This is a genomic window from Ferrimonas senticii DSM 18821, from assembly GCF_000422665.1.
Taxonomy (GTDB): Bacteria; Pseudomonadota; Gammaproteobacteria; order Enterobacterales; family Shewanellaceae; genus Ferrimonas; species Ferrimonas senticii.
The window spans coordinates 307,501-330,277 of the sequence record NZ_KE383899.1; the positions used below are offsets into that span (position 1 = coordinate 307,501).

Below are 22,777 nucleotides of genomic sequence, written 5' to 3' on the forward strand. Positions count from 1 at the left end.
TGAAAACGCCACCGCAAGGGTGGCGTTCAAATCAAACTAAGGTGACGAAATTACAGCGCTTTTAGCTGCTCTTTCTGCTCTTCCAGTTTGGCGATGTCGCGCTTGGCTTCATCCAGCTTGGCTTGCTCTTTGACCACTACTGCTTCTGGCGCTTTAGCCAAGAAACCTTGGTTAGACAGCTTACCTTCAACACGGGCGGCTTCTTGCGCCAGCTTAGCGATCTGCTTGTCGATACGAGCCAACTCAGCGGCCACGTCGATCAGACCCGCCATCGGGATCAGCAACTCCATGTTGCCAATCAGCTGAGTGGTGGACATCGGCGCGTCGCCTTCCAGCACTTCGATAGACGCCAAGTTCGCCAGACGGGTCAGCATGATGCGGTTGGCATCGATGCGCGCTAGCTCTTCGGCTTGAGCGTTTTTCAGCAGCACGTTCAGCGGCTTGGATGGCGCTACGTTCAGTTCGCCACGGATGTTACGTACCGCAACGATGAACTGCTTGATCCACTCCAGATCCGCTTTGGCGGCGTCATTGGCCAGCGCCGCATCGTACTCTGGGTACGGCTGCAGCATGATGGTGTCGCCACCACGGCCAATCATTGGGGCCACGGTCTGCCAAATCTCTTCGGTCAGGTATGGCATCAGTGGGTGCATCAGACGCAACAGGCCTTCCAGTACCGTCAGCAGGGTGTGGCGAGTGCCGCGCTGCTGCGCTTCATTGCCGTTTTGCAGTACTGGCTTGGTCAGCTCCAGGTACCAGTCACAGAACTGGTTCCAGGTGAACTCGTAAGCGATGTTGGCGGCGATGTCGAAACGGTAGGTATCCAGCGCTTCACGCATCGCTTTGGTGGTGTCGTTAAACTGCGCCAGGATCCACTGATCCGCCAGGCTCAGCTCCATCTCACCGCCGTCTTTGCCACAATCTTGCGCTTCGGTGTTCATCAGCACGTAGCGGCTGGCGTTCCAAATCTTGTTGGCGAAGTTGCGGTAACCTTCCAGACGGTTCATGTCCCAGTTGATGTCACGACCGGTGGATGCCATCGCAGCCAGGGTAAAGCGCAGGGCGTCGGTACCGTGGGCAGCAATGCCCTCTGGGAACTGCTTGCGGGTCGATTTTTCAATCTTGGCTGCCAGCTGCGGCTGCATCATGTTGCCGGTGCGCTTCTCAACCAGAGTTTCCAAGTCGATGCCGTCGATCATATCCAGTGGATCCAAAACGTTACCCTTGGACTTGGACATCTTATCGCCCTGCTCATCGCGGATCAGGCCAGTCACGTACACGGTCTTAAACGGTACCTGTGGCTTGCCGTTTTCATCTTTGATGAAGTGCATGGTCATCATGATCATCCGGGCAACCCAGAAGAAGATGATGTCGAAACCGGTTACCAACACGTCGGTTGGGTGGAAGGTCTTCAGACGTTCGGTGTCTTCTGGCCAGCCCAGAGTCGCGAAGGTCCACAGCGCCGAGGAGAACCAGGTATCCAGTACGTCTTCGTCTTGACGCAGGGTAACGTCATCAGCCAGACCATGCGCGGCGCGAACTTCCGCTTCGGTGTTGCCCACATACACTTTGCCGGACTCGTCGTACCATGCTGGGATGCGATGACCCCACCACAGCTGACGGGAGATACACCAATCTTGGATGTCGCGCATCCAAGCGAAGTACATGTTTTCGTACTGCTGTGGAACGAATTTGATGTCGCCGTTTTCCACCGCTTCGGTGGCGGTTTTTGCCATTGGCGCAACGCGCACATACCACTGATCGGTCAGCATTGGCTCAATCACCACGCCGCCACGGTCGCCGTACGGTACGGTCAGATCGTGATCTTTGATGCCATCCAGCAGGCCCAGCTCGTCGAATTCCGCAACGATCGCTTTACGCGCGGCGAAACGCTCCATGCCGTGGTACTTGGCTGGCAGTTCGGCGCTGTAGACGTCAGACGCTTCACCGTTGGTGTCCAGCACCTCGGCTTCGCTGCGAATATCGGCGTTGAAGGTCAAGATGTTGATCATCGGCAGCGCGTGGCGCTTACCTACTTCGTAGTCGTTGAAGTCGTGCGCTGGGGTGATCTTCACACAGCCAGTGCCCTTCTCCATGTCAGCGTGCTCGTCACCCACGATTGGAATGCGACGGCCCACGATTGGCAGGATCAGCTCTTTGCCGATCAGATCCATGTAGCGTGGATCTTCTGGGTTCACCGCCACACCGGTATCGCCCAGCATGGTTTCTGGACGAGTGGTGGCCACCACGATGTAATCTTTGCCATCGGCGGTTTTGACGCCGTCAGCCAGTGGGTAACGGAAGTGCCACATGAAACCCTTGGTCTCTTTGTTTTCCACTTCCAGATCGGAAATTGCGGTGTGCAGTTTCGGATCCCAGTTCACCAGACGCTTGCCGCGGTAGATCAGATCGTCTTTATACAGACGCACGAACACTTCCTGCACGGCGGCAGACATGCCCGGATCCATGGTGAAACGCTCATGTTCCCAATCGACAGAGGCGCCCATGCGACGCAGCTGTTGGGTAATGGTGCCACCGGACTCTTCTTTCCATTCCCACACTTTGTCGATGAAGGTTTCACGACCCAAGTCTTGGCGAGTGATGTTCTGCGCCGCCAGCTTACGCTCTACCACCATCTGGGTGGCGATACCGGCGTGATCGGTACCGACCTGCCACAGGGTGTTTTTGCCCTGCATGCGCTGGTAGCGGATCATGGTGTCCATGATGGTGTCTTGGAAAGCGTGACCCATGTGCAAGCTGCCGGTGACGTTTGGCGGCGGGATCATGATGCAGTATGGATCTTTGCTGGTGTCACCGTGCGGCTTGAAGTAGCCGGACTCTTCCCAGCGCTGGTAATGGCGCTGTTCGATGGCTGTTGGGTTGTAGGTCTTATCCATGGGATCTGAACTTCTCTGAAAAATTAAACCGGCTGGGCGGCTAGATCATGGGTACTCGGATTGAGTCCCATCTGCCTTGCGGCAGCAAAACGCCGACGAGCAAGCACCTTGGCCTGATCGTCAGCCGGAACAAAATCGATAATTTGAGCGAATTGTACCGCAAATTTGGGCAGTTCGGAGGCTAGGTTTACTAGGACTTGGCGATTTTCTAAGCGACTGTGATCGCCACCTTGCCAATGGATCACCACCGGCGCCCCGCCTTGTGGTCCCTCGCCCTGCAGATTGTGCGGAATAAAGCGCTCGGCATCGAACTGCCACAACAGTTCATCGACCCGCTCGGCCTGAGCGCGGCTGTCGCAGAAGATCACCATCCCCTGCGCTTTGCTGTAACCGCGGGCGGCCAGTTCGCAGGTCAGCAGCTCAGGGTTGCCAAGGCGATCGGCACTGGCAGTCATCAAATAAAAGGTTGTTTGCGGCATAGGAGCGACTCACAGACAAACGTCGGCAGTTGTCAGTCTTAAGTATTCAGTAGCTAACCATCTGACGCGACAAGCTGGCAGGTAACACCAACGCCGCTGTAGCTCTGACTGAGAACTGACAACCGATAACGGCCGATTTCCGAGCATTAAAAAAGAGGCCATTATGGCCTCCTTTGCACTCAGATAAAAATCCGCGATTATTCGACGCTGCTTTGACCGGCGCGGCCAAGCAAGTACTGGGTCAGAATTGGCACCGGACGACCGGTAGAGCCTTTGTTGGCACCGCTGTTCCAAGCGGTACCAGCCACATCCAAGTGGGCCCAATGGTACTTTTTGGTGAACTTCGACAGGAACAGCGCGGCGGTAATGGTACCGGCGGCGCGACCGCCCAAGTTGGACATATCGGCAAATGGCGAGTCCAGTTGGTCGGCATAATCGTCCCACAGCGGCAGACGCCAGCAGCGATCGCCGGAGGCTTCGCCAGCGGCGGTCAGATCGTGAGCCAAGCTGTTTTGGTTGGCCAACATGCCGGTGGCGTGTTTACCCAAGGCAATCACACAAGCGCCGGTCAGAGTGGCGGTGTCGATCACCACGTCTGGATCGAACTGCTCAACGTAGGTCAGCGCATCACACAGCACCAAACGGCCTTCGGCGTCGGTGTTCAACACTTCCACGGTTTGGCCGGACATGGTGGTAAGAATGTCACCCGGACGGTAAGACTTGCCGTCTGGCATGTTTTCACAGCCTGCTAGCACCGCCACCACATTGATGTTGAGATCCAATTCGCACAGTGCGCGCATGGTGCCCAATACGCCAGCGGCACCGCCCATGTCGTACTTCATCTCGTCCATCGCTTCGCCGGGCTTTAAGCTGATGCCGCCGGAATCGAAGGTCAGGCCCTTGCCCACTAGCACGATTGGCTTGGCGTTGGCATCGGTGGCGCCGTTGTAGGTCATCACCGTCATGATCGATTCGTTTTCAGAACCGCGACCAACCGCCAGATAGGCGTGCATGCCCAGCTCGGCCATCTGCTCTTCACCGACAGTGCGCACTTGCAGCTTCTGGTACTGCTCGGCCATCTGTTTCGCTTGGCTGGCTAGGTAAGCTGGATTACAAACGTTTGGCGGCATGTTGGCGACGTCTTTACACAGCTTGGTGCCGTGGGCGACTGCCAGACCGTGGTTGATCGCCTGCTCACCAATGGCCAGCTCGCGCCGAGTTGGTACGTTGAATACCAGTTTGCGCAGCGGTCGGCGGGTTTCGTCTTTCTTCGATTTCATCGCATCGAAGGTGTACAAGCTGGACTCGGTGGTTTCTACCGCTTGGCGTACCTTCCAGTAGCTGTCGCGACCTTTAACGTGCAGTTCGGTTAAGAAGCACACCGCTTCCATCGAGCCGGTTTCATTCAACTTGCTGATGGTTTTGCTGATGATCTGCTTGTACTGCCGCTCATCCAGTTCGCGCTCTTTGCCACAACCCACCAGCAGCACCCGTTCTGACAGCACGTTTGGCACGTGGTGCAGCAGTAGCATCTGTCCCGGTTTTCCCTCTAGATCGCCACGACGCAGCAAGTTGCTGATAAAGCCGTCACTGATCTTATCCAGCTGCTCTGCGGTGGCTGACAGCCGACGTGGTTCAAACACGCCAACTACAATACAGGCAGAACGTTGCTTTTCTGGACTGCCGCTTTTTACACTGAACTCCATGGCATCTCCCGGTTATTTAAAGACAAGGCACTCATCTTGTTAGATAATGCGTCTTTTGTCGGCCCAAGGCACGGCAAACGATGGTTGGGTTTGCGTTTTTCTTGAGCAAAGTTGACCTTAATCATTTGCAAACAAAGGTTTAAGGCTGTTTGAAAACCTTGTAAAACAAACAGTCTACTGAAAACGCAAGCCGTTACCAGAGAAATTACCCCTTTACCAAAGTGGACAGTCATCGTTGATTTTACTTAAGTATCTGCTGAAAGAGGCCTTCAAGTCACAGATGGCAGTGCTGGCGGTGTTGGTGACCATCTTCGTCAGCCAGCAATTCGTTCGGATCCTTGCCGACGCCACCGATGGCGAACTTCCCGGCCAACTTGTGATGACCCTGTTGGCGCTCAATCTGCCTGAGTTGCTGACGTTGATCCTGCCGTTGTCGCTGTTTTTGGGGGTGATGACCGCCCATGGTCGGATGTACGCCGACAGTGAAATGACGGTACTGCACGCCGTGGGTGTATCGGAATGGTACGTCACTAGGGTAACGCTGCTGTTGGCGCTATTGATGGCGGCGATCGCCGGCTACTCCTCAATGTACCTTGGCCCGTGGGCCGATGAACAAAAGTACCAAGTACTGGACAAAGCCAAAGCCGAAGCCGGTTTGTCGGCGATTGTGCAGGGCCGATTCCAAAAAACCGCCAATGGCGAAGCGGTACTGTACGTTGAAGAAACCGAGGGTGGCCGCCTATCCAAAGTGTTCGTAGCGCAGTTGCCAAAAGGCAACCCCAACCAGGTTCGCGATCAAGAAGACGCGAAAACCGCACTGGTGATGGCGCAAAGTGGCCGCATCAGCGAAGCCCAAGATGGTTCGCGCCGCTTGCACTTGGATGACGCCAACCGGATCAGCGGCATCATCAATCAATTAGAGTACCGCCAAGCGACCTTTGGTGAGTACGAAATGGAGATCCGTGAGCAGCAAACCGAAGCACGCCAACGCAAGATGAGTGCGCTTACGCTGCAACAATTGCTGGCGGATGGCAGCCTTGATGCGTGGGCAGAACTGCACTGGCGGATCGCCATTCCACTGTCGCTGCCACTGCTGGTGCTGATCGCCGTGCCGCTGTCACGGGTGCAGCCCCGCCAAGGCAAATACGCCAAAATGATCCCCGCGATTCTGATGTTCTTGGGTTACTTCGGCTTGTTGATGACCGGCCGTAATGCCATTGAAAACGGCTCTATCCCGGTGTGGTTAGGACTGTGGTGGATCCACCTGGCGATGCTGCTGATTGGCATTATTTTGATCAGCAAAGGTCGACCTTCGGGTCGTAAGGTGTTCTCCAAGTTTGGCTTCCTAAAACAGCTAAACCCGCGCATTTGGCTAAGGAAGCGCGCATGATCCGCATTCTTGATCTGTATATCGCTCGCACCATCATCGGCAGCACTGCGGTGTGTTTGTTGGTGCTCACCGGCCTGTCGGGCTTGATTAAGTTTGTCGATAAGCTGCGCTGGGTTGGTAAAGGTGATTTCACCAGTTTCGATCTACTGACCTACGTGCTGTTCTTGGTGCCACGGGATCTGGAGATGTTCTTCCCGATTGCGGCGATGCTGGGGGCACTGATCGGCATGGGCATGCTAGCGCAAAGTTCCGAACTGACGGTGATGCAAGCAGCCGGCTTGTCTCGGCTGAACATCGCGTTTTCGGTACTGAAAACCGCCCTGCCGTTGATGCTGTGCGTGATGCTTATTGGCGAATATGTGGCCCCGGTAGCAGAGCAAACTGCCCGTGAATTTGCCGCCCAAAAGCGCTCTGGCGGCAGTTTGATCCAATCCAGTCGTAATGGCTTGTGGGCCAAAGACGGTGAGCGTTTCGTCAATATCAAAGAGGTAGAGGACGCCTTTAATCTTAATGACGTCACCATCTATCGCTTCGACGAACAGCTGCAACTGCGCCATGTGCTGCATGCCAAAAGCGCGGTATACCAGCAAGATCACTGGCAACTGCACAGCGTTACCGAAACCCAGTTAGGTGACGAGCAAGTGACGACCAGCAGCGATGTGGCCGGCCAATGGCAGTCCAACTTGACCCCAGACAAACTGCAAGTGGTGACGGTATCACCAGAATCGCTGTCGATCTCTGGTCTGGTCGATTATCTGGATTACCTTAACGCCAACCAGCAAGATCCAACGCGCTATGAACTGGCGCTGTGGCGCAAGATCGCCCAGCCGGTTACGGTCGCGGTAATGATGCTGCTGGGGCTGTCGTTTATCTTTGGTCCGCTGCGCAGCGTGACCATGGGCGCTCGACTGCTGCTGGGGGTGGTTACCGGTTTTGGCTTCTACATCAGTAACGAGATCTTTGGGCCGATGAGCCTGGTGATGGGCTTGCCAACATTCCTAGGAGCGATGCTACCGAGCATGCTATTTGCGGTAGCCGGTTACTACCTGCTGCAGCGGCGCTAGACCGATCAGCAATCCTCAAACAACGAAGGCACCCACGGGTGCCTTCGTTATTTGCGTTTATGGGCTAGAGACTAAACCCGGTGCTTGCCACCGCTCCAGCCGCCTTGGCTTAACACCTCATCGCCCATCGCTTGCGCTGGCGCTTCGATTTCGGTTGCCATCGAATCGTTCCAGCGATTCAAAAAACCGTACAGCGAAATCGCTCCCAATATCTCAACGATCTGCACTTCACTCCAATGATCGCGCATCCGCGCCATCAGCGACTCATCAACCGCATTAGGGACACTGCCCGCCGCTAGAGCAAAATCCAGTGCGGTGCGCTCGGCTTCGGTATACAACGGGCTAGTCTGATACTCCCACACCGCTTGCACTTTCTGATGTGACACCTCATGCAATTCGGCGGCGATCAACGAATGCGCCTCACAGTACTGGCAGCCAGCAGCGCGACTGCAAAAGTGGGCAATTAAGCGTTTGAAACCGGCATCAACCTCGCCATTGGGATCCATCACCGCTTTGGTCAACGCCCCAAACCCCGCCACCATTGCCGGTACCCGCTGCATGGTCAGTAGGCTATTGGGAACAAACCCCAAAATTCGTTCAAACAGGGCAAAATCGTTGGCAAGCTCTGGGCTTGTATCGGCTGGCAGCGGCGCTAATAGTGGCATCGGTAAACTCCTTTTCACGAGGTTTGGTTCAGTGATTTGAAGCTAACAGGCTTTCGCCAAATGAAAAAGCCGACGAGATAACGTCGGCTTGGTAAAACGTGTCAACGCGGTTCAAAGAACCTCAGCGCAGCTTACTTTGCTCGAGCAGTTGCTTATTTTGCTCAATAGTTAACTGCACCACTTCCGATCCTGATAATCGATCGTGCAGCGCCGTTTGGCTGCTGTCCCACAGCAGTGTCAGATTGGCAAGACCACCAAACGCGTACGCCGCTCGGCGCCAGCCTTGGCCTTGGCTGATCAAAGCACCATCGGTGCGCTGTACCCGAATACGCCACGCCCGCATCCCCAGGGTTTGACCGCTGCGACTCCAACTCCAGACAAACAGATAAGCGACCGCTAATAGCTTAGCCAGTTCATTCACCAGGCTTAGCGCTGGCGTGGCGATGATCAGATCGCTGATATGTTGATGCTGTCCCATATCAAGCAATCCCAATTTAACCACCAAGGTGATCAGCGCGAACATGATGGTGCCGGCAAACATATACACGGCGATGCCCACCAAAAAGTCATACATCCATGCGGCCATACGGCGCAGTAAAGTGGCTCTAGGGGCATTGGCAAACGACATCAGGACTTCCTTGTTTGGCTCTATTATCAACAAGGAGATTGTCGCCGACCCCGCAGGCTGGTGCAATCCGTCAATGGCAGACACTAATACTTAACGAAAAATATAAATTCACAATTACGACATTGAAATTTTTGCCGATTCAACTTGGTAATAAAACGCTCTAAAAAGCTGCGTTTAATCCGTGCTGGCGCATGAGAACTTTTGCATTTAGGGCAGGTGTTCATGAATAAACCCAAAAAATAATCAACCAGACTAACTATTTTAATGATTTATGAAAACTTTTCGGAATAAAAACCACATTCAGAGAGGTAGATCAAAAACAGCATCAATCAATGCTGATACTCCTCATGATTTAACAATTTTCTTTACGTTGCAAAACAACGACACAACAATAAGCTCAAAGTCATATAAAGCAAACGAATTGGGCCACCGATTGGCACATTGCAATGCAGTTGATTACGCCCAACTCGCTATCAACAACCGACGCAATGTTACTCAATTAACACTCGCAAACGACATCAGGACTTCCTTGTTCGACCTTTGATAGAGGCCGCAATTGTCGCCGAGGTTGGCGGCTGCAAATCCCCAGCGAAGGCAACTGACGCCAGTTGACAACTTGGTGTTGAGCCTTACTGGCCTATTTACAAAAAAGTTAAATTCTAAGGCTTCTAAAACACCAGATTTCAACAAAGCCAAATAGATCCTGAATAAGCACTGATGCTCATCACCAAATTATTAGTTGAGCTGGTGGGTGCAATTCTGCTGCGCCTTCGCTTTTCCGATCTTCTGCACAAAAACCACCCTGGTTTATTAAAAATCGATCAGCATGGCTTAATCTGCCACCAATATTGTCGATAACCACCATAATCAATTTCGATTTGCCGACTCATTACGGTGCTGCGCGAAACATCGCAATTGCCACTGCCGTGGAAGCAGAATTCAAAGGAACCATCATCATGTTCAAACTTCGGTTAAAAGGGAAAATGCTGGCTTTGGCATGCCTACCGCTGCTGCTTACTGTGATTGCCGTGGCCGCAGGCTCTTGGTATCTGAAACAGCAAAGTGATCAGGCGATGCTGGCCAGCTATCGCAACGATCTGCGCCAAGAGAAGTTAGAACAGGTGCGGGATGCCACCGAGATCGCCCTGCAATCGATCCGTAATCTAATTAAAGCTCGCCCCGAACAAGCGCCATTAGAGGTAATTCGCGAAGCATTAACCGGCGTGGAATTTGGCGATGGTGGTTATTTCTATCTGTACGACATGGATGGCAATAATCTATTTCATGGATTACTACCAGAGCTGGAAGGCACCAATTTATATAACGCCAAAGATCCCAATGGGGTGCCGTTTATTCAATTACTGATCGACCAAGCCAAAGCCGGTGGCGGCACGGCAACCTATTTCTATCAAAAGAAAGGCCACGTTGAATTAACCGAAAAAATCGCCTTTGTTTTACCGCTAAATGAGTACAACTGGTGGTTTGGTACCGGCATTTATATCGATACCATCGATGTGGCTGCCGCCGAATTTTCCGCTGAAGTTGGCCTGCACAGCCAACAAGAGCAACTGAGCAATCTGATTATTACCCTGATCTGCAGTGTGATTGCGCTGCTGCTGATCTGGCTCGCCTGCAAACGGATGGTGCAACCGCTGAATGCGATGCTAACAAGCTTGCAAGAGATTGCCCGAGGCGACGGCGATCTCAATCAGCGACTGATCGTCGACGGCGATGATGAAATTGCCGAGCTTGGCACCGCCTTTAACCAATTTACTGACAAGCTACAGCATACGGTTCGACAGATGGCGACCGCCACCGAACAGTTGGCTAATGCGGTAATCGTGATGCGCGGCCAAGCTGGGGCACTGGTGGCGCAACTGAGCCACCACAACAGCGAAACCGAGCAGATCATGGTGGCGGTGACCGAAATGAACACCACCGCCGCGCAGATCGCCTGCAATGCCACCAGCGTCGCCAGCGCCACCGCCACTGCCACCACCGATGCTTGTGATGCCCAGGGCAATCTGGCCGAGTCGATGTCGGCGATCAACAACCTGGTGCATGAAGTTGAACTCAGTGCCGAGCATGTGCAGCATTTGGCTGAACAATCGACCAAAATCCACAGTGTTTTGGGGGTGATCGGTGAAATTGCCGAGCAAACCAACTTATTGGCACTGAACGCCGCCATCGAAGCCGCTCGCGCTGGCGAGCAAGGCCGCGGCTTTGCCGTGGTCGCCGATGAGGTTCGCAGCTTGGCCAGTCGCACTCAAACCAGCACCATCGAGATTAAAGAGATGCTCGATAATTTGGCGCAGTCGGTGGCGCAAGCGGTGTCCACTATGAGCAGCAGTCAAGCCAACGGCCAAACCACCTTGGCAGCATCACAGCAAACCACCGGCCACCTAACGTCAGTCACCGGTGCGGTGAATGAGATTAACGACATGACCATGCAGATTGCCACCGCAGCGACTCAGCAAAGCGTGGTAACCGAAGAGATCAACCGCAATATGGTGGCGATCCGCGACATCGTTGGTGAGTTAGTGCAAGCCAGTGAAGAGTCCGAACAAGTAACCAGCCAACTGGAGCAATCCGGCCAGTTGCTGCAACAGTTGGTTGGTCAATTTAAAGCGTAATCCAGCGCAGGATGGCAACGGCCAATGCCATATGGTTGCGAACATTGGCAAAAACGATGCATTAATCAACAACCACCATGCAAATCGAGCTTTTTCTGAGCAAACAAGCCATTAGGGGGTTGCGCGTTTTTCTGTGCCCCCTATAATCCACCACACAAAGCCGGGATGGCGGAATTGGTAGACGCAGCGGATTCAAAATCCGCCGGTGGTGACACCTTGGGGGTTCAAGTCCCCCTCCCGGTACCAAATCGCAGAGAGAGCCCCAGTCGAAAGACTGGGGCTTTTTCGTATGCCAACGGAAAACTTAATAATGATTAAAAATCCTCTGACTGTAGTTACCCTAACTACCCTGCTGGGCGGCTGTGCTGGTGCCAACGTTACCAATCAGATGCGTGATTACCAGAACGCCGGCATGCAAACCCGCTGCGTCAGCTTGAGCACCAGCAACAGCATGAATGAAGAGCTGGAGCAGTTTGACGGCTGGTCACTGGCCTATGTGTCGGAATACACCACCGGCAACAAGGTCAACACCGCTGCGGTGATGTGCTTTGAAAAGCCAGTAGACGCAAACAAGTAAGCCGATAGCAAAAGCCCCAGCCTAACGTGCTGGGGCTTTTGCTATCTGGAGCGGCGACAAGCGATCGCTAGAACTTATACAGCAAGGTGGCCGCCAAGATGGTATCGGTGCTCTTAGTGTCACCCACAGGATCGCTGTTGTGCTTAACGTTGTACGACACTTTCATCGCCAGTGAATCCACCAAGTTGGCAACCACCGCGGTTTCACTGAAGCTGATGGTGGCACCATCAAATGCGATATCCGATCCCAACACTTGTTTGAACTCAGCGTTATCGGAAAACTGCCACAGGTATTCGCCTTTAACGTGCAGGATCAGATCGTTTTCATCTTCCCCATCTGGGGTAATGTCGGTATCTACTTTTTTGTAAGCGTAACCAGGGCCAATCTCAAAGCTCAGTTTGCGTACTTCGGTATCGATAAGGCGATTACCGTAACCGGCAACGCCATTGACGACATAGTCGTACCCAGAGAATTTGTCGATTTCACCATTTACCAAGGCGAAGAAATAGTGCCGCCCTGTAGCAGGATAATCAGTTTTGGCTTCGGCGAAATATTTCTCGGCAGAGCGCTCGTTGTCATCTTCGCTGTAAAGCGCTTCCAATTTGTAACTGTTGGTCCAGTCGCCGCGAATGTGCTTGCCATTAAACTTGGCCAAAATGCTGGTACTTTCGGTGTTACCGGAAGTGATGGTGGCGCCCAATTCGGCTTCGGCACTGTTTTCCGCCAGCGCCAACGTTGGCAACAGTGCCAAGGTAATCGGCAAAATCCGTTTCATTGATAACTCTCCATGAGTTCGACTTCTGTTCGAGAAGATTGTGCCACAACCAACATAAAACCAACATTGATTGCAAATGGTTAACTCTACAGACAGCCGTCTTAATGGTTTACACGCCGAGTTAGGCCAACAGTTGCAACTGCGCGATCTCGGCGTATAACGGACTCTGCTTAAGGAGCTCTGCATGGGTACCAATGGCTTGGATGCGGCCGTGATTCAGTACCACAATCCGATCGGCGCTGAGTACCGTTGCTAATCGATGGGCAATAATCAGGCTGGTCCGTCCCTGCATCAGTTGCTCCAAACCTTGCTGCACCAATTGTTCGCTTAAGCTATCTAGCGCACTGGTGGCCTCATCAAGCAGCAATATTGGCCGCGCTGCCAACATCGCCCGAGCAATTACCACCCGCTGTTTTTGCCCCCCAGATAAGCGCACACCACGCTCCCCAAGTTCGGTGTGATAGCCATCAGGCAAAGCTTCCACAAACTCGGCCACACCGGCAGCTTCGGCGGCCGCTTGCACCTGCGACAAGCTGGCTTGCGGTTGCCCATAACGAATGTTTTCCAAAACGTTGCCAGCGAAGATCACCGGCTCTTGCGGTACCAAGGCAAATTGCTGACGCAACAAGTGCGGATCTAACTGATTAATATCGATGCCATCGAGCAGCACCCGACCGGACGTTGGCCGATAAAAAAGCTGTAACAGTTGCAACAGCGTCGACTTACCGGCACCACTGGGGCCGACCAACGCAATTCGCTCGCCAGCGGCAACGGTAAGGCAAAGATCATTCAGCACCAAGCGTTGTGGTTCCGGCGGATAGGCAAAGCACAGCTGCTCAAGCGTTAAGCTTCCCTGGATTGGCTGCGGCAGAGATTGCGGCTTAGCCGGTGCGACGATGTCTACCGCACTGTTAAGCAGTTCCAATAGGCGATCTCCTGCGCCACTGGCCCGCTGTAACTCACCAACCACCTCACTGATGGTGGCCGCTGAGCCGGCAGTGATCATCGCGTAGAACAAAAACGCACTGATCTCACCGGCACTCATGGCGCCGCTAAGCACCTGATAGGCACCGCGCCATGCCACCAAAGTAATGGCGGTAATGCTCAGTAACATCACGCTCGATAGCAACCAAGCTCGATAATAGATCCGCTTCGACGCCGCCGTTAGCACCGCCTCAATACGTTGATTAAAACGCTGACTATCGTGTGCTTCATGACCATAGGATTGCACGGTATGGATCGCATGCAGGCTTTCATCAACATGACTGCCAATGGCTGCGACTTTATCTTGGCTGGCTTTGGAATAACGCCGAACTTGTTTGCCCAACAACTTTATCGGGATTAAGACCATCGGTACGGCCAGCAGCACATACAGGGTGAGTTCAGCACTGGAGTAAAGCATCATCACGATGCCGCCAATGGCGGTAACACCAGAGCGCAGCGCCATTGAAAAACTCATGCCAACGGCGTTTTGCAAGACGGTGGTATCGGCGGTGAAGCGGGAGATCACCTCACCGGTGCGGGTATGTAGGTAAAACTGCGGCGACAGCCGAAGCAGATGGGCATAGACTTGGCGACGAATGTCTGCGCAGATCTGCTCGCCAAGCCAAGTCATCAGATAAAAACGGAAAAAGGCAGCGATCGCGCCAATCAGCGACAAGCCAAGTAGCAGACCCATCGCTTGGTCAATGGCGCCGCTACCAGCGCTTGCGGCGGCTTCCCCAAAACCAGCATCAACTAGATATTTGACCCCCTGCCCCATCGCTAACCACGTCAGCGATCCCGCCAATAGTGCCAACGCCGCCAGTATTGCACGACCACGATGAGGCCTAAGCAGCGACCAAAGCCAAGCCAGAACCGATGAAAATTGCGCCATAACATTGCCCAGCCGTAGCAAGCGATGGCTGCCACCTTATCAGGTCAGCGCGGCAACAACCAAGACCGCCGTCATGACAAACCGCCGTCGTCGTCACCGTCCTCCGGTAACTCTAATGGCTTAAGTTCTAGCCCTAAATCGTCGGCATTGGCGATCTTGTCGCCTTCACGCATCAGCTTCAGCGTCAGTTTTAAATTGGTGGCCGAGTCGGCGTATTTAAGCGCCGTTGCTTCATCCACTCTTCCCTCTTGCACTAAATCAATGAGTGCACCATCGAAGGTTTGCATACCAAGGTTTTTTGACTTCTCCATAATCGGTTTAAGCGCGGCACTTTCACCGCCTTTGATCTTATCGCGCACGGTTAAGGTGCCGAGTAGGATCTCTACCGCCGCACAGCGTTTGCCATCGACCGTCGGCACTAACCGCTGCGACACAAACGCCTGCAGGTTGTTACCAAGATCGTTAAGCAGTTGCGCTCGGCGCTCTTCAGGAAAGAAGTTGATGATCCGATCCAGCGCTTGGTTGGCATTATTGGCATGCAACGTCGAGATCGCCAGATGGCCGGTTTCAGCAAAAGCCAGCGCGTGCTCCATGGTTTCGCGATCGCGGATCTCACCGATTAGAATCACATCCGGCGCTTGGCGCAGGGTATTTTTCAGCGCCGCATGAAACGAACGAGTATCAACCCCGACTTCGCGCTGATTTACCAAACAGCGATGATGGGGATGCAGGTACTCAACCGGATCTTCAATGGTGATAATATGGCCATCGCTATGGCGATTACGATGATCAATCAAACTGGCCAGCGACGTCGATTTACCCGAGCCAGTCGCACCAACGAACAGCACTAATCCGCGCTGTTTCATGATCACCTCTTTTAATACTTCTGGCAGACGCAAGTCTTCAAAGCGGGGGATCTCTGTTTTGATATTACGAGCGACAATCGCCATGGCGTTGCGCTGCTGAAAGATATTGACCCGAAAACGCCCACGGCCATCAAAGCCAACCGCTAAGTTCATCTCTAGATCCCGCGCAAACGCCGCTTGTTGCTCGGCGTCCATTAGCCCCATGGCGATCCGCTCCAGTGTCGCTCTATCCAGCACCTCATCGTGCATCGGCAGCAGCTTGCCTTGAAACTTTGCCATCGGTACTGAGCCCAAAGTTAAGTAGAGATCGGAACCGTCCTCATCGGCCAGACGTAGCAGCATCGGTTTAAGTTCAATCATGACTTCATCCTTGAAATACTGAACGTAATAAAGATGAACCATCCGGCACATTTCGCCGCCATCAACCTCTATCTGATGTTTTATCCATTGAATTTATTGCGTAAATAGTTAACTTTGCTGGGCAAATAACTTGCGATTTGCCATGGGGCTACACAACTGGGCGAACAGTCACATTCCGGCCAAAGACGCCTGAACTTGGCTATGTAATACTATGGTCAATCAATAAGTGCCCAATCATGCCCCTTATTGGGTTAAACAGCGGAAAAGTGAAATCCCATGAAACAGGTATTAGTTACCGGCGGTGCCGGGTATATCGGCAGCCATACGCTGGTCGAACTGCTGAGCGCCGGCGATGACGTAGTGGTACTGGATAACTTAAGCAACAGTTCTGAAGAATCATTACGTCGCGTCGAACAGATCACCGGCAAAGCGGTGACCTTCTATCGAGGCGATATCCTGGATAGTGCATTACTGGCAGAGATCTTTGCTAAGCACCAGATTGGCTCAGTCATCCATTTTGCTGGCCTAAAAGCCGTCGGTGAATCGGTCGCCCAGCCGATCCGTTACTACCAAAACAACGTCCAAGGCACACTGTCGTTATGCCAAGCGATGAGCGACGCCGGCGTGTTTAACTTAGTGTTCTCCTCTTCTGCAACCGTATATGGCGATCCGGCCTCATTACCGATCAAAGAAGATTTCCCCGTTGGCGCGACCACCAATCCTTACGGCACCAGCAAGTACATGGTCGAACGCGTGCTGCAGGACCTGTACGTATCGGACAATCGCTGGAACATCGCCATTCTGCGCTACTTCAACCCAGTTGGAGCCCATGAAAGCGGCCTTATCGGCGAAGATCCTAACGACATTCCCAACAACCTGATGCCATTTATCAGCCAAGTCGCGGTTGGTAAACGGGCGCAACTGTCGGTGTTTGGTAGTGACTACGACACCATCGACGGCACCGGTGTGCGCGATTACATCCATGTGGTCGATTTGGCGATCGGTCACTTAAAGGCACTACAGAAACTGAAATCAGAACCGGGCGTGGTGATTTACAACCTTGGTACCGGCGTCGGTTACAGCGTATTGCAGATGGTTAACGCCTTTGAACAAGGCAGCGGCAAAGCGGTAGCATTCCAACTGGTCGACCGTCGCCCCGGCGACATCGCCGCCTGTTATGCCGATCCAACCCTTGCGGCCGCAGAACTTGGTTGGCAAGCCACCCGCGGGGTTGCAGAGATGACCAAAGACACCTGGCGCTGGCAATCACAAAACCCCAATGGTTATGCCAAATAAACCGGTGTTAACGCGTGTCGATTACCGCAATGACTTATGTTTTGAAAACAGCCTGATGTTTTAGCGATTAATAAAATTTTTACGCCAAAACACAAAGCGCCCAGTCCGGCCAATTACCGCACTGGGCGCTTTGTTTTTTACCATTGTAAAACTTATGACTGGCCGCGCAATTGCCGTACGAAAGTTACGACTCGCCAAATATGCTGCAGTGCCATACTGTAGCTAACAAATAGTAAAATAAATGCAACAAACATCACCCATTCCGGCGCGTTAAAATATTCACCGGCAACTCCAATGGCAATAAATAACAAACCGGTGCAACTGATTGCCGCTAAAGACTGACGCGGCGTTAATCCTGCGCGCATACAGATATGATGCAAATGGTCGCGATCGGGCTTGAACGGGCTTTGTCCTTTACGAACGCGGCGGATCATAATGCCGGCCATATCCATCAGCGGCAAAGCAATGACCCACAGCGCCACAACCGGACGAAACGCCGGGCTGTCCCCTTGCGAACCATAGACCAGCAACCACACCACGGTTAGACCAATCAACATCGACCCAGCATCGCCCATAAACACCTTTTTGGCCTTACGAACCGGCCAGCCAAGGTTAAACGTCAGATACGCACAGATGGCCGTAACAAACAGCACTGGGATCGCCCACACTGGATTGCCTGCCAACGCAAACAGCGTTGCCAATCCGAGGAACGTGGCGATACTTAACATGCCCGCCAGACCATCAATACCATCAACCATATTGAAGGCATTAATCGCCCCAATCACCGCAATGATGGTCACCAAGATCCCAATAAAGCTAAGCTTTAATTCGAAGAATCCTAAAATCGTTCCAAGCGTTTCCAGATACAGTCCGCCACCAAAGATCATGATCCCCGCCGCCATCGATTGCACCGCAAGGCGATGCGACACTTTCAGGTCATGCTTATCGTCCAGCACCCCCAATAGCAAAATCATCGCCGCCGAAAGCAAATACAATTTAAGCAATGGGTGATCTGGCAGAAAAATTTGAATACCACTCATTACGCCAATAAAGATTGCAATGCCACCGACTAGGGGAATGGCCCCTTCATGGTGTTTCCGTTCGTTAGGTTTGTCGACCAGACCAATCCGGTAAGCCACCGGTTTTGCGATGCGAACAGCAACGTACGATGCGATAAATGTCCATACAATCGCAAGTGAGAAGTCCATGAGATAAAACCTTTAAATTTACCAAAAGCGTGCCACAAATCTCAGAATTGTAAGCGTTAAAATATGAATTTATGGGTCAAATATTATATCGATTGCGCCAAGGTATTACCATTGACAACTATTAAATGGTGAACGTAAAAGTATAAGTTGGTAGGTCAAAATTATATCGGTCACGCCAAGGCATTGCCATTGACAACGGCGAACAATAGCGCACATATTCGGCCGGCCGGATGGTTTTTGAGCAACCACCAAAGCAAAACCAGCGTTAAGTCATTGTTTTTAAACAGCCAAATGACTTTTCATGTCGATTTTCAGGGGCCGCTAGTCGTCTCAAACTGGCGCATTTGAGTGAATATCCCGCACCAATTACGTCTCAAAAATGGCTCAGCCTACCGGTAAACCGCCGCCGCATCGCCACGTAGCCCTTGGCGCAAAACTCACACAAACATCCCGTTGTCAGGCCAGATCTCTGAGGTTAACGGTTGCGCCAATTCAACTTATTGCAAAGGGAATGCGCTATCGACAACGACGAATGGGTTTGGGGAAACTCAGGGGCAGCGTCAGAATATCAATGTGATCGACCGCTCCGGTGTCGAGGATCAGATCACTACACCCCACAAGTCACAGCTATTATCTCGAATGGTGGCATGATCAGTAAGTTGCTTCAGCTCAGCGTTAATAAGGTCATAGCGATAAACATACTCACCCCTGAATTCAGATAATAAACGCAACGCCAAGCCGAGCTGACGGACTATCGAGCGTCAACTATCTTGCCCGGTTCCGCGTCAATTAAGTTGGCCGGTTGACGCTTCTCTAATGCTTCTGAGCTTGCTGCTGCCATGTCCACATAACGGCCTCATTTTGATGTCGAACAGGGGTAATTGCGCTGAATGAAGTCAGCAAACATCGGTACGATAAAGGCCAATTTGCCGTACTGCGGTGACCAAATCATCCCTTTTTCAATCAATTGATTGCGGATCGATGAGGAAGCACTTGGGGTGGTTCCCAACTGAGTATTGATCTCACCGGTAGTGTGGATCCCATCTCCCAAGCGCGCCATCGCAAATAGATACGCTTTTTCGCGCTCCGTTAAACGATCCATCCGCACCCGAAAGAACCCCTCATCCAGTTTAGCTAGTGCCAACGTAGTGGCTTGCTTGGCATCTGCGAGGCTAATGGGCGATACCTGTGCTTCTTCCCACACCTGAAAGCCCCACGCTTGGATAAAGTAAGGGTAGCCACCGGTGATTTCGAGTAAATAATCAATGGCTTCAGGGGCAAACTCGACCCCTAATTCGGCCGCAAGTTGGCACAACGCAAGCGTTGCCGCCGTCCGATCCAGCGGCCCTAACTCGCGATAAGCAAACAGACGTTCCGCGTGGGTTTTGGCCTCTCCCGCTTTTTCTCTTAACGACAATAGTCCTGCGCCTATCAGTATCACCGGCAACCGCCGCTGATTGGCTCGATGCAATGCAGCCAATAAGGCGGCGAGTTGCGCTTCCGCCACATACTGCAGTTCATCAATTAGAATAAGTAAAGCCGATCCGGCCGCTTGCGCTGCTTCTCCGGCACTTTCAATCAATGCCGTTAAATCGGCATTCAAATCGCCATTGTCAGCCAAACCAGGTTCGGGCTCGAAGTCGACTCCGACTTGAATATCGCCAAAGGTGACGGATAACGCCGAAACAAACCCGGCAATTGCCTTTAAACCTCGGATAGCCAGCGCTTTCGCTTGCTCGTTTCGACTGAGTTCCAGCAACGCGATCCGAAGTTGCGGGATAAGCATTGCCGGCAAAGATTGGTGTTCTGGTGCTTCTAGATGAAGGCAATTGACCTGATGCGCTTTGCCCAGCTGCCGTATTTGCTCCAGCAGCACCGATTTGCCCACACCGCGCAAACCAATACAAATCAACCCTTGAGCGGCTCTACCAGCTTTTTTACGGGCAATTGCCACATTAGCCATCGCTGACAATTCATCTCGACCAGTCAGCGTCTGAGGTGGTTCGCCAGCCCCTGGCGCGTAAGGGTTAATAATGCTGTCCGTTAAACGAATCACATAGGTTAGGTTAAGTTGACAGAGTTATAGGCCGTGTTTGTCAACTTAGTCAACTGCCGATAACCTCAAACTGTCAATTGACATCCTCCCCCCTAAATAAAGTGAATTCCTAACAGTCACCTGTCGGGTTTCCTGTTTCACAGACCAATGCCTCAACCGATTAACGGCGTTGGGCTTACTCAGACTCCACAGGCTAACGCCGCTTGCCCAGCGGCTTTGAAATTGATGACGGCGTTAATGTCCCTGTTGCAGTGCTGAAATTTATCAGATCAACCAGCCAAGCTAATTGTCGCTTTATCGTGACCAAACGATCGTTAAAGATGAGGCAACCTGAATATCCCAACCTACCCAGTGCAGCCACCGAATGCATGGTGCGGTTGAAGTCACTTTTAACGCTTCGAGGTCACTTAGCGCCGCGTTGGTGGAGCCTCATTGAGCACAAAGTTCAACTAGCAGTTCGGTTACGACTGAGGTTTACAACTTCTCTACTGCCCTTTTAAGGGTTTCGCTATGCACTGGTACCAATCCTGCCTGCAGCCCTAGCGGCCGATACAACTTCTTGATCACCGCAAACGATGGGGTGGCCACATCGCGCTCAATATCAGATAACGTCCGGCGACTGATCCCGACTCTATCGGCATATTGTTGCTGGGACATGCCCAACAAGCGCTTGCGCAAGGTTGCCAACAGTTGCCCGTAACTTAATGTACCCAGGTACACTTGGCTAAGCAGTTGCGCCAGTAACTCCGCCCGCTCTGCAGCGGTCAATTGGGCTAAATCAGTCACCATTATTGCTCCAGTTTGCTGTCTAAGTGGTCGAAAGCCATACCTATTGAGGATCCGATCTGGCCTACCACGCTCTGATTATCGTTGCTTTAGACCAACCAGTCGCAGCGCCGTTGACTTAAGGGCATCCAGCAATTATTGCGGCATTAAAAGTACCGCCGAGCCGCACCAGCCGGAATAATATCCTCCAGAAATGGCAACCAGTTCGGTTGTTGGTATTGGTGCATCAACGCCACAGGATGACGAACACTGACAGCGGCAAGTGCCCCATTGCCCTCCCAATCAAGCGCATGATTGATGGTATAGCCAACACCACACTGAGTCTGATGCTCATCGGCCAATAGCAATTCAGCGGCGTCGTGCCAGTGGCCATTAAGATTGGATTTGGATGGTTAGCATGCTTAACCAATGTGAGTGATATTTTGCTCAAAACTTACATCAATCAAAAAATGAGCAATTAATTGCTCAAGAATGTCGATAACAAACCATTATTGAGCAATTTTCTGCTCAATGCTGCTGCCGATAATCTGCAGACCAAAATGCATTTCCGCAATCGGATCCTCCACCAGCGCAACATTTTTACTTCGCAAACACTTCCGACCAATTCTCGCCCTTTCCCCCAACGATCAGCACTAGAACCGTGGCCACTTTTACGATGTCACCACATGTTGACCACTGCAGCGTTTGACTTTCCAAGTCTGTTGCCACGAAGACTCAACACGATGGCAATGGCGGAACCGCCCCACTTTTTATGCCGGTATCCAGCCGCGTCGTTTTTGCCCGCGCTAAGCGCCCAAAAACCATAAATTTTAAAAAAAACACCGTGAACGTATGAAATTAACAACGTTCACTGCAGAAAAGGCAAAAATTTACGAGTTAGCGTTAAGGGGATGGCGACAAAACCGCCGCCGTTTACATCCCAATTTGGAGTCCCTATGGCTAACTCAACAACGATCCCCAACGCCCAACCGGCAATCTTACCGGCCTCTTCAATTCAATTAGAGGTTCCAGAGTATGCCCTGTTGTTAACCCAACACGAGCATTCAAACGAGTCAGCGGCGCTACATCAATTGCACAACGCGCCTGAACGGTTGAAAGCCGATCTGCAGCGATATCCAACGCCGGTATTGGCCGAGCCCAACTGCAGGCCTACGTTGGCGATACCCACCCCGCAATTGTTCGTTCTGGCGAAATCCGAGCAATACGCCGATACCCCCATTCCCGTACAGATATATCGCTCGAACAGCCCAGCACAGGAACGAATGATCATTGAGGAGTTGCTTTGTCGCCAGCCTCGGCATCGCTACGAGCAAGGGTTTGCCTTCGATATTACCAAGCTGGAGCTGCGGGAAATCCTTGCCCGCGGTTACCGCGGTTATTCCTTATCGGATGAGGAGCTCGAACACATCGCCGCACATAATCTGGAGCTCGCTGAGCGTTTTTCCCACCAATAACCACAAAGAGGGCAAATGTTGACCATGCAATCCACAGCAAGCAAGCCGCGATATCGAAGAG

General features: G+C 52.5%; 17 protein-coding genes and 1 tRNA gene. 7 read left to right on the plus strand and 11 right to left on the minus strand.

All coding sequences use genetic code 11. The features are described 5' to 3' along the window. Window positions 1–50: 50 nt before the first annotated feature. The 3 genes from G506_RS0116535 to pepA all read right to left on the minus strand — a co-directional run bounded on the left by G506_RS0116535 (window position 51) and on the right by pepA (window position 5,082). Window positions 51–2,897, minus strand: coding sequence for a valine--tRNA ligase (locus G506_RS0116535; protein WP_028117841.1), 2,847 nt, complete (start codon window positions 2,895–2,897; stop codon window positions 51–53). 23 nt (window positions 2,898–2,920) lie between these two features. Beyond that, entirely contained in the window at window positions 2,921–3,376 is a 456-nt protein-coding gene (locus tag G506_RS0116540) for a DNA polymerase III subunit chi (protein WP_028117842.1), read from the minus strand. A 197-nt stretch (window positions 3,377–3,573) separates the two neighbouring features. Continuing rightward, the gene (gene pepA, locus G506_RS0116545; protein ID WP_028117843.1) at window positions 3,574–5,082 is read right to left on the minus strand and encodes a leucyl aminopeptidase; all 1,509 of its coding nucleotides are present in this window, start codon (window positions 5,080–5,082) and stop codon (window positions 3,574–3,576) included. 235 nt (window positions 5,083–5,317) lie between these two features. On the opposite strand from pepA, the gene lptF reads away from it, so the two are divergent. Beyond that, window positions 5,318–6,472, plus strand: coding sequence for an LPS export ABC transporter permease LptF (lptF, locus tag G506_RS0116550; RefSeq protein ID WP_028117844.1), 1,155 nt, complete (start codon window positions 5,318–5,320; stop codon window positions 6,470–6,472). After that, complete coding sequence (lptG, locus tag G506_RS0116555) at window positions 6,472–7,536, plus strand: LPS export ABC transporter permease LptG (protein WP_028117845.1); 1,065 nt, start codon at window positions 6,472–6,474, stop codon at window positions 7,534–7,536. The genes lptF and lptG overlap by 1 nt, the downstream gene beginning before the upstream one ends. 71 nt (window positions 7,537–7,607) lie before the next feature. On the opposite strand, the gene G506_RS0116560 is transcribed toward lptG, so the two are convergent. Next, the gene (locus tag G506_RS0116560) at window positions 7,608–8,201 is read right to left on the minus strand and encodes a carboxymuconolactone decarboxylase family protein (protein WP_028117846.1); all 594 of its coding nucleotides are present in this window, start codon (window positions 8,199–8,201) and stop codon (window positions 7,608–7,610) included. A 121-nt stretch (window positions 8,202–8,322) separates the two neighbouring features. Continuing rightward, on the minus strand, window positions 8,323–8,829 hold the full coding sequence (locus G506_RS0116565; protein ID WP_028117847.1) for an RDD family protein: 507 nt from the start codon (window positions 8,827–8,829) through the stop codon (window positions 8,323–8,325). Window positions 8,830–9,785: 956 nt separating this feature from the next. Here G506_RS0116565 and G506_RS0116575 point away from each other — a divergent pair. From G506_RS0116575 to G506_RS0116585, 3 genes are all read left to right on the plus strand, one after another. Further along, the gene (locus tag G506_RS0116575) at window positions 9,786–11,462 is read left to right on the plus strand and encodes a methyl-accepting chemotaxis protein (protein ID WP_028117848.1); all 1,677 of its coding nucleotides are present in this window, start codon (window positions 9,786–9,788) and stop codon (window positions 11,460–11,462) included. Between the two features lie 159 nt (window positions 11,463–11,621). Continuing rightward, window positions 11,622–11,708 (plus strand) — tRNA-Leu (locus G506_RS0116580). 64 nt (window positions 11,709–11,772) lie between these two features. Further along, window positions 11,773–12,039 (plus strand): hypothetical protein, encoded by a 267-nt coding sequence (locus G506_RS0116585; RefSeq protein WP_028117849.1) that lies wholly within the window; start codon window positions 11,773–11,775, stop codon window positions 12,037–12,039. Between the two features lie 67 nt (window positions 12,040–12,106). On the opposite strand, the gene G506_RS0116590 is transcribed toward G506_RS0116585, so the two are convergent. From G506_RS0116590 to G506_RS0116600, 3 genes are all read right to left on the minus strand, one after another. Continuing rightward, window positions 12,107–12,814: a DUF481 domain-containing protein gene (locus G506_RS0116590; RefSeq protein ID WP_051202215.1), complete on the minus strand. Its 708-nt coding sequence runs from the start codon at window positions 12,812–12,814 to the stop codon at window positions 12,107–12,109. A gap of 121 nt (window positions 12,815–12,935) precedes the next feature. Then, complete coding sequence (locus G506_RS0116595) at window positions 12,936–14,690, minus strand: ABC transporter transmembrane domain-containing protein (protein ID WP_028117851.1); 1,755 nt, start codon at window positions 14,688–14,690, stop codon at window positions 12,936–12,938. Between the two features lie 71 nt (window positions 14,691–14,761). After that, window positions 14,762–15,913 carry a PilT/PilU family type 4a pilus ATPase gene (locus G506_RS0116600; protein WP_028117852.1) on the minus strand — a complete coding sequence of 384 codons (1,152 nt, stop codon included), beginning with the start codon at window positions 15,911–15,913 and terminating at the stop codon, window positions 14,762–14,764. Window positions 15,914–16,192: 279 nt separating this feature from the next. Between G506_RS0116600 and galE the strand changes: the two genes are divergently transcribed. Beyond that, window positions 16,193–17,212, plus strand: a complete 1,020-nt coding sequence (galE, locus tag G506_RS0116605; RefSeq protein ID WP_028117853.1) for a UDP-glucose 4-epimerase GalE — start codon at window positions 16,193–16,195, stop codon at window positions 17,210–17,212. Window positions 17,213–17,364: 152 nt separating this feature from the next. On the opposite strand, the gene wecA is transcribed toward galE, so the two are convergent. The 3 genes from wecA to G506_RS0116625 all read right to left on the minus strand — a co-directional run bounded on the left by wecA (window position 17,365) and on the right by G506_RS0116625 (window position 21,265). Continuing rightward, on the minus strand, window positions 17,365–18,420 hold the full coding sequence (gene wecA, locus G506_RS0116615; protein WP_028117854.1) for a UDP-N-acetylglucosamine--undecaprenyl-phosphate N-acetylglucosaminephosphotransferase: 1,056 nt from the start codon (window positions 18,418–18,420) through the stop codon (window positions 17,365–17,367). Between the two features lie 856 nt (window positions 18,421–19,276). Next, complete coding sequence (locus G506_RS0116620) at window positions 19,277–20,476, minus strand: AAA family ATPase (RefSeq protein ID WP_028117855.1); 1,200 nt, start codon at window positions 20,474–20,476, stop codon at window positions 19,277–19,279. 474 nt (window positions 20,477–20,950) lie between these two features. Then, window positions 20,951–21,265, minus strand: a complete 315-nt coding sequence (locus G506_RS0116625; RefSeq protein WP_028117856.1) for a helix-turn-helix transcriptional regulator — start codon at window positions 21,263–21,265, stop codon at window positions 20,951–20,953. A 932-nt stretch (window positions 21,266–22,197) separates the two neighbouring features. On the opposite strand from G506_RS0116625, the gene G506_RS0116640 reads away from it, so the two are divergent. Further along, a complete protein-coding gene (locus tag G506_RS0116640; RefSeq protein WP_028117857.1) occupies window positions 22,198–22,716 on the plus strand; it encodes a hypothetical protein in 519 nt (172 codons plus the stop codon). The last annotated feature ends 61 nt before the right edge of the window (window positions 22,717–22,777 follow it).

Excerpts from the sequence above, each read along its gene's own strand:
- G506_RS0116535 (WP_028117841.1), bottom strand. The coding sequence starts at position 2,897 with ATGGATAAGACCTACAACCCAACAGCCATCGAACAGCGCCATTACCAG.
- G506_RS0116540 (WP_028117842.1), bottom strand. The coding sequence starts at position 3,376 with ATGCCGCAAACAACCTTTTATTTGATGACTGCCAGTGCCGATCGCCTT.
- pepA (WP_028117843.1), bottom strand. The coding sequence starts at position 5,082 with ATGGAGTTCAGTGTAAAAAGCGGCAGTCCAGAAAAGCAACGTTCTGCC.
- G506_RS0116560 (WP_028117846.1), bottom strand. The coding sequence starts at position 8,201 with ATGCCACTATTAGCGCCGCTGCCAGCCGATACAAGCCCAGAGCTTGCC.
- G506_RS0116565 (WP_028117847.1), bottom strand. The coding sequence starts at position 8,829 with ATGTCGTTTGCCAATGCCCCTAGAGCCACTTTACTGCGCCGTATGGCC.
- G506_RS0116575 (WP_028117848.1), top strand. The coding sequence starts at position 9,786 with ATGTTCAAACTTCGGTTAAAAGGGAAAATGCTGGCTTTGGCATGCCTA.
- G506_RS0116585 (WP_028117849.1), top strand. The coding sequence starts at position 11,773 with ATGATTAAAAATCCTCTGACTGTAGTTACCCTAACTACCCTGCTGGGC.
- G506_RS0116590 (WP_051202215.1), bottom strand. The coding sequence starts at position 12,814 with ATGAAACGGATTTTGCCGATTACCTTGGCACTGTTGCCAACGTTGGCG.
- G506_RS0116595 (WP_028117851.1), bottom strand. The coding sequence starts at position 14,690 with ATGGCGCAATTTTCATCGGTTCTGGCTTGGCTTTGGTCGCTGCTTAGG.
- galE (WP_028117853.1), top strand. The coding sequence starts at position 16,193 with ATGAAACAGGTATTAGTTACCGGCGGTGCCGGGTATATCGGCAGCCAT.
- wecA (WP_028117854.1), bottom strand. The coding sequence starts at position 18,420 with ATGGACTTCTCACTTGCGATTGTATGGACATTTATCGCATCGTACGTT.
- G506_RS0116625 (WP_028117856.1), bottom strand. The coding sequence starts at position 21,265 with ATGGTGACTGATTTAGCCCAATTGACCGCTGCAGAGCGGGCGGAGTTA.
- G506_RS0116640 (WP_028117857.1), top strand. The coding sequence starts at position 22,198 with ATGGCTAACTCAACAACGATCCCCAACGCCCAACCGGCAATCTTACCG.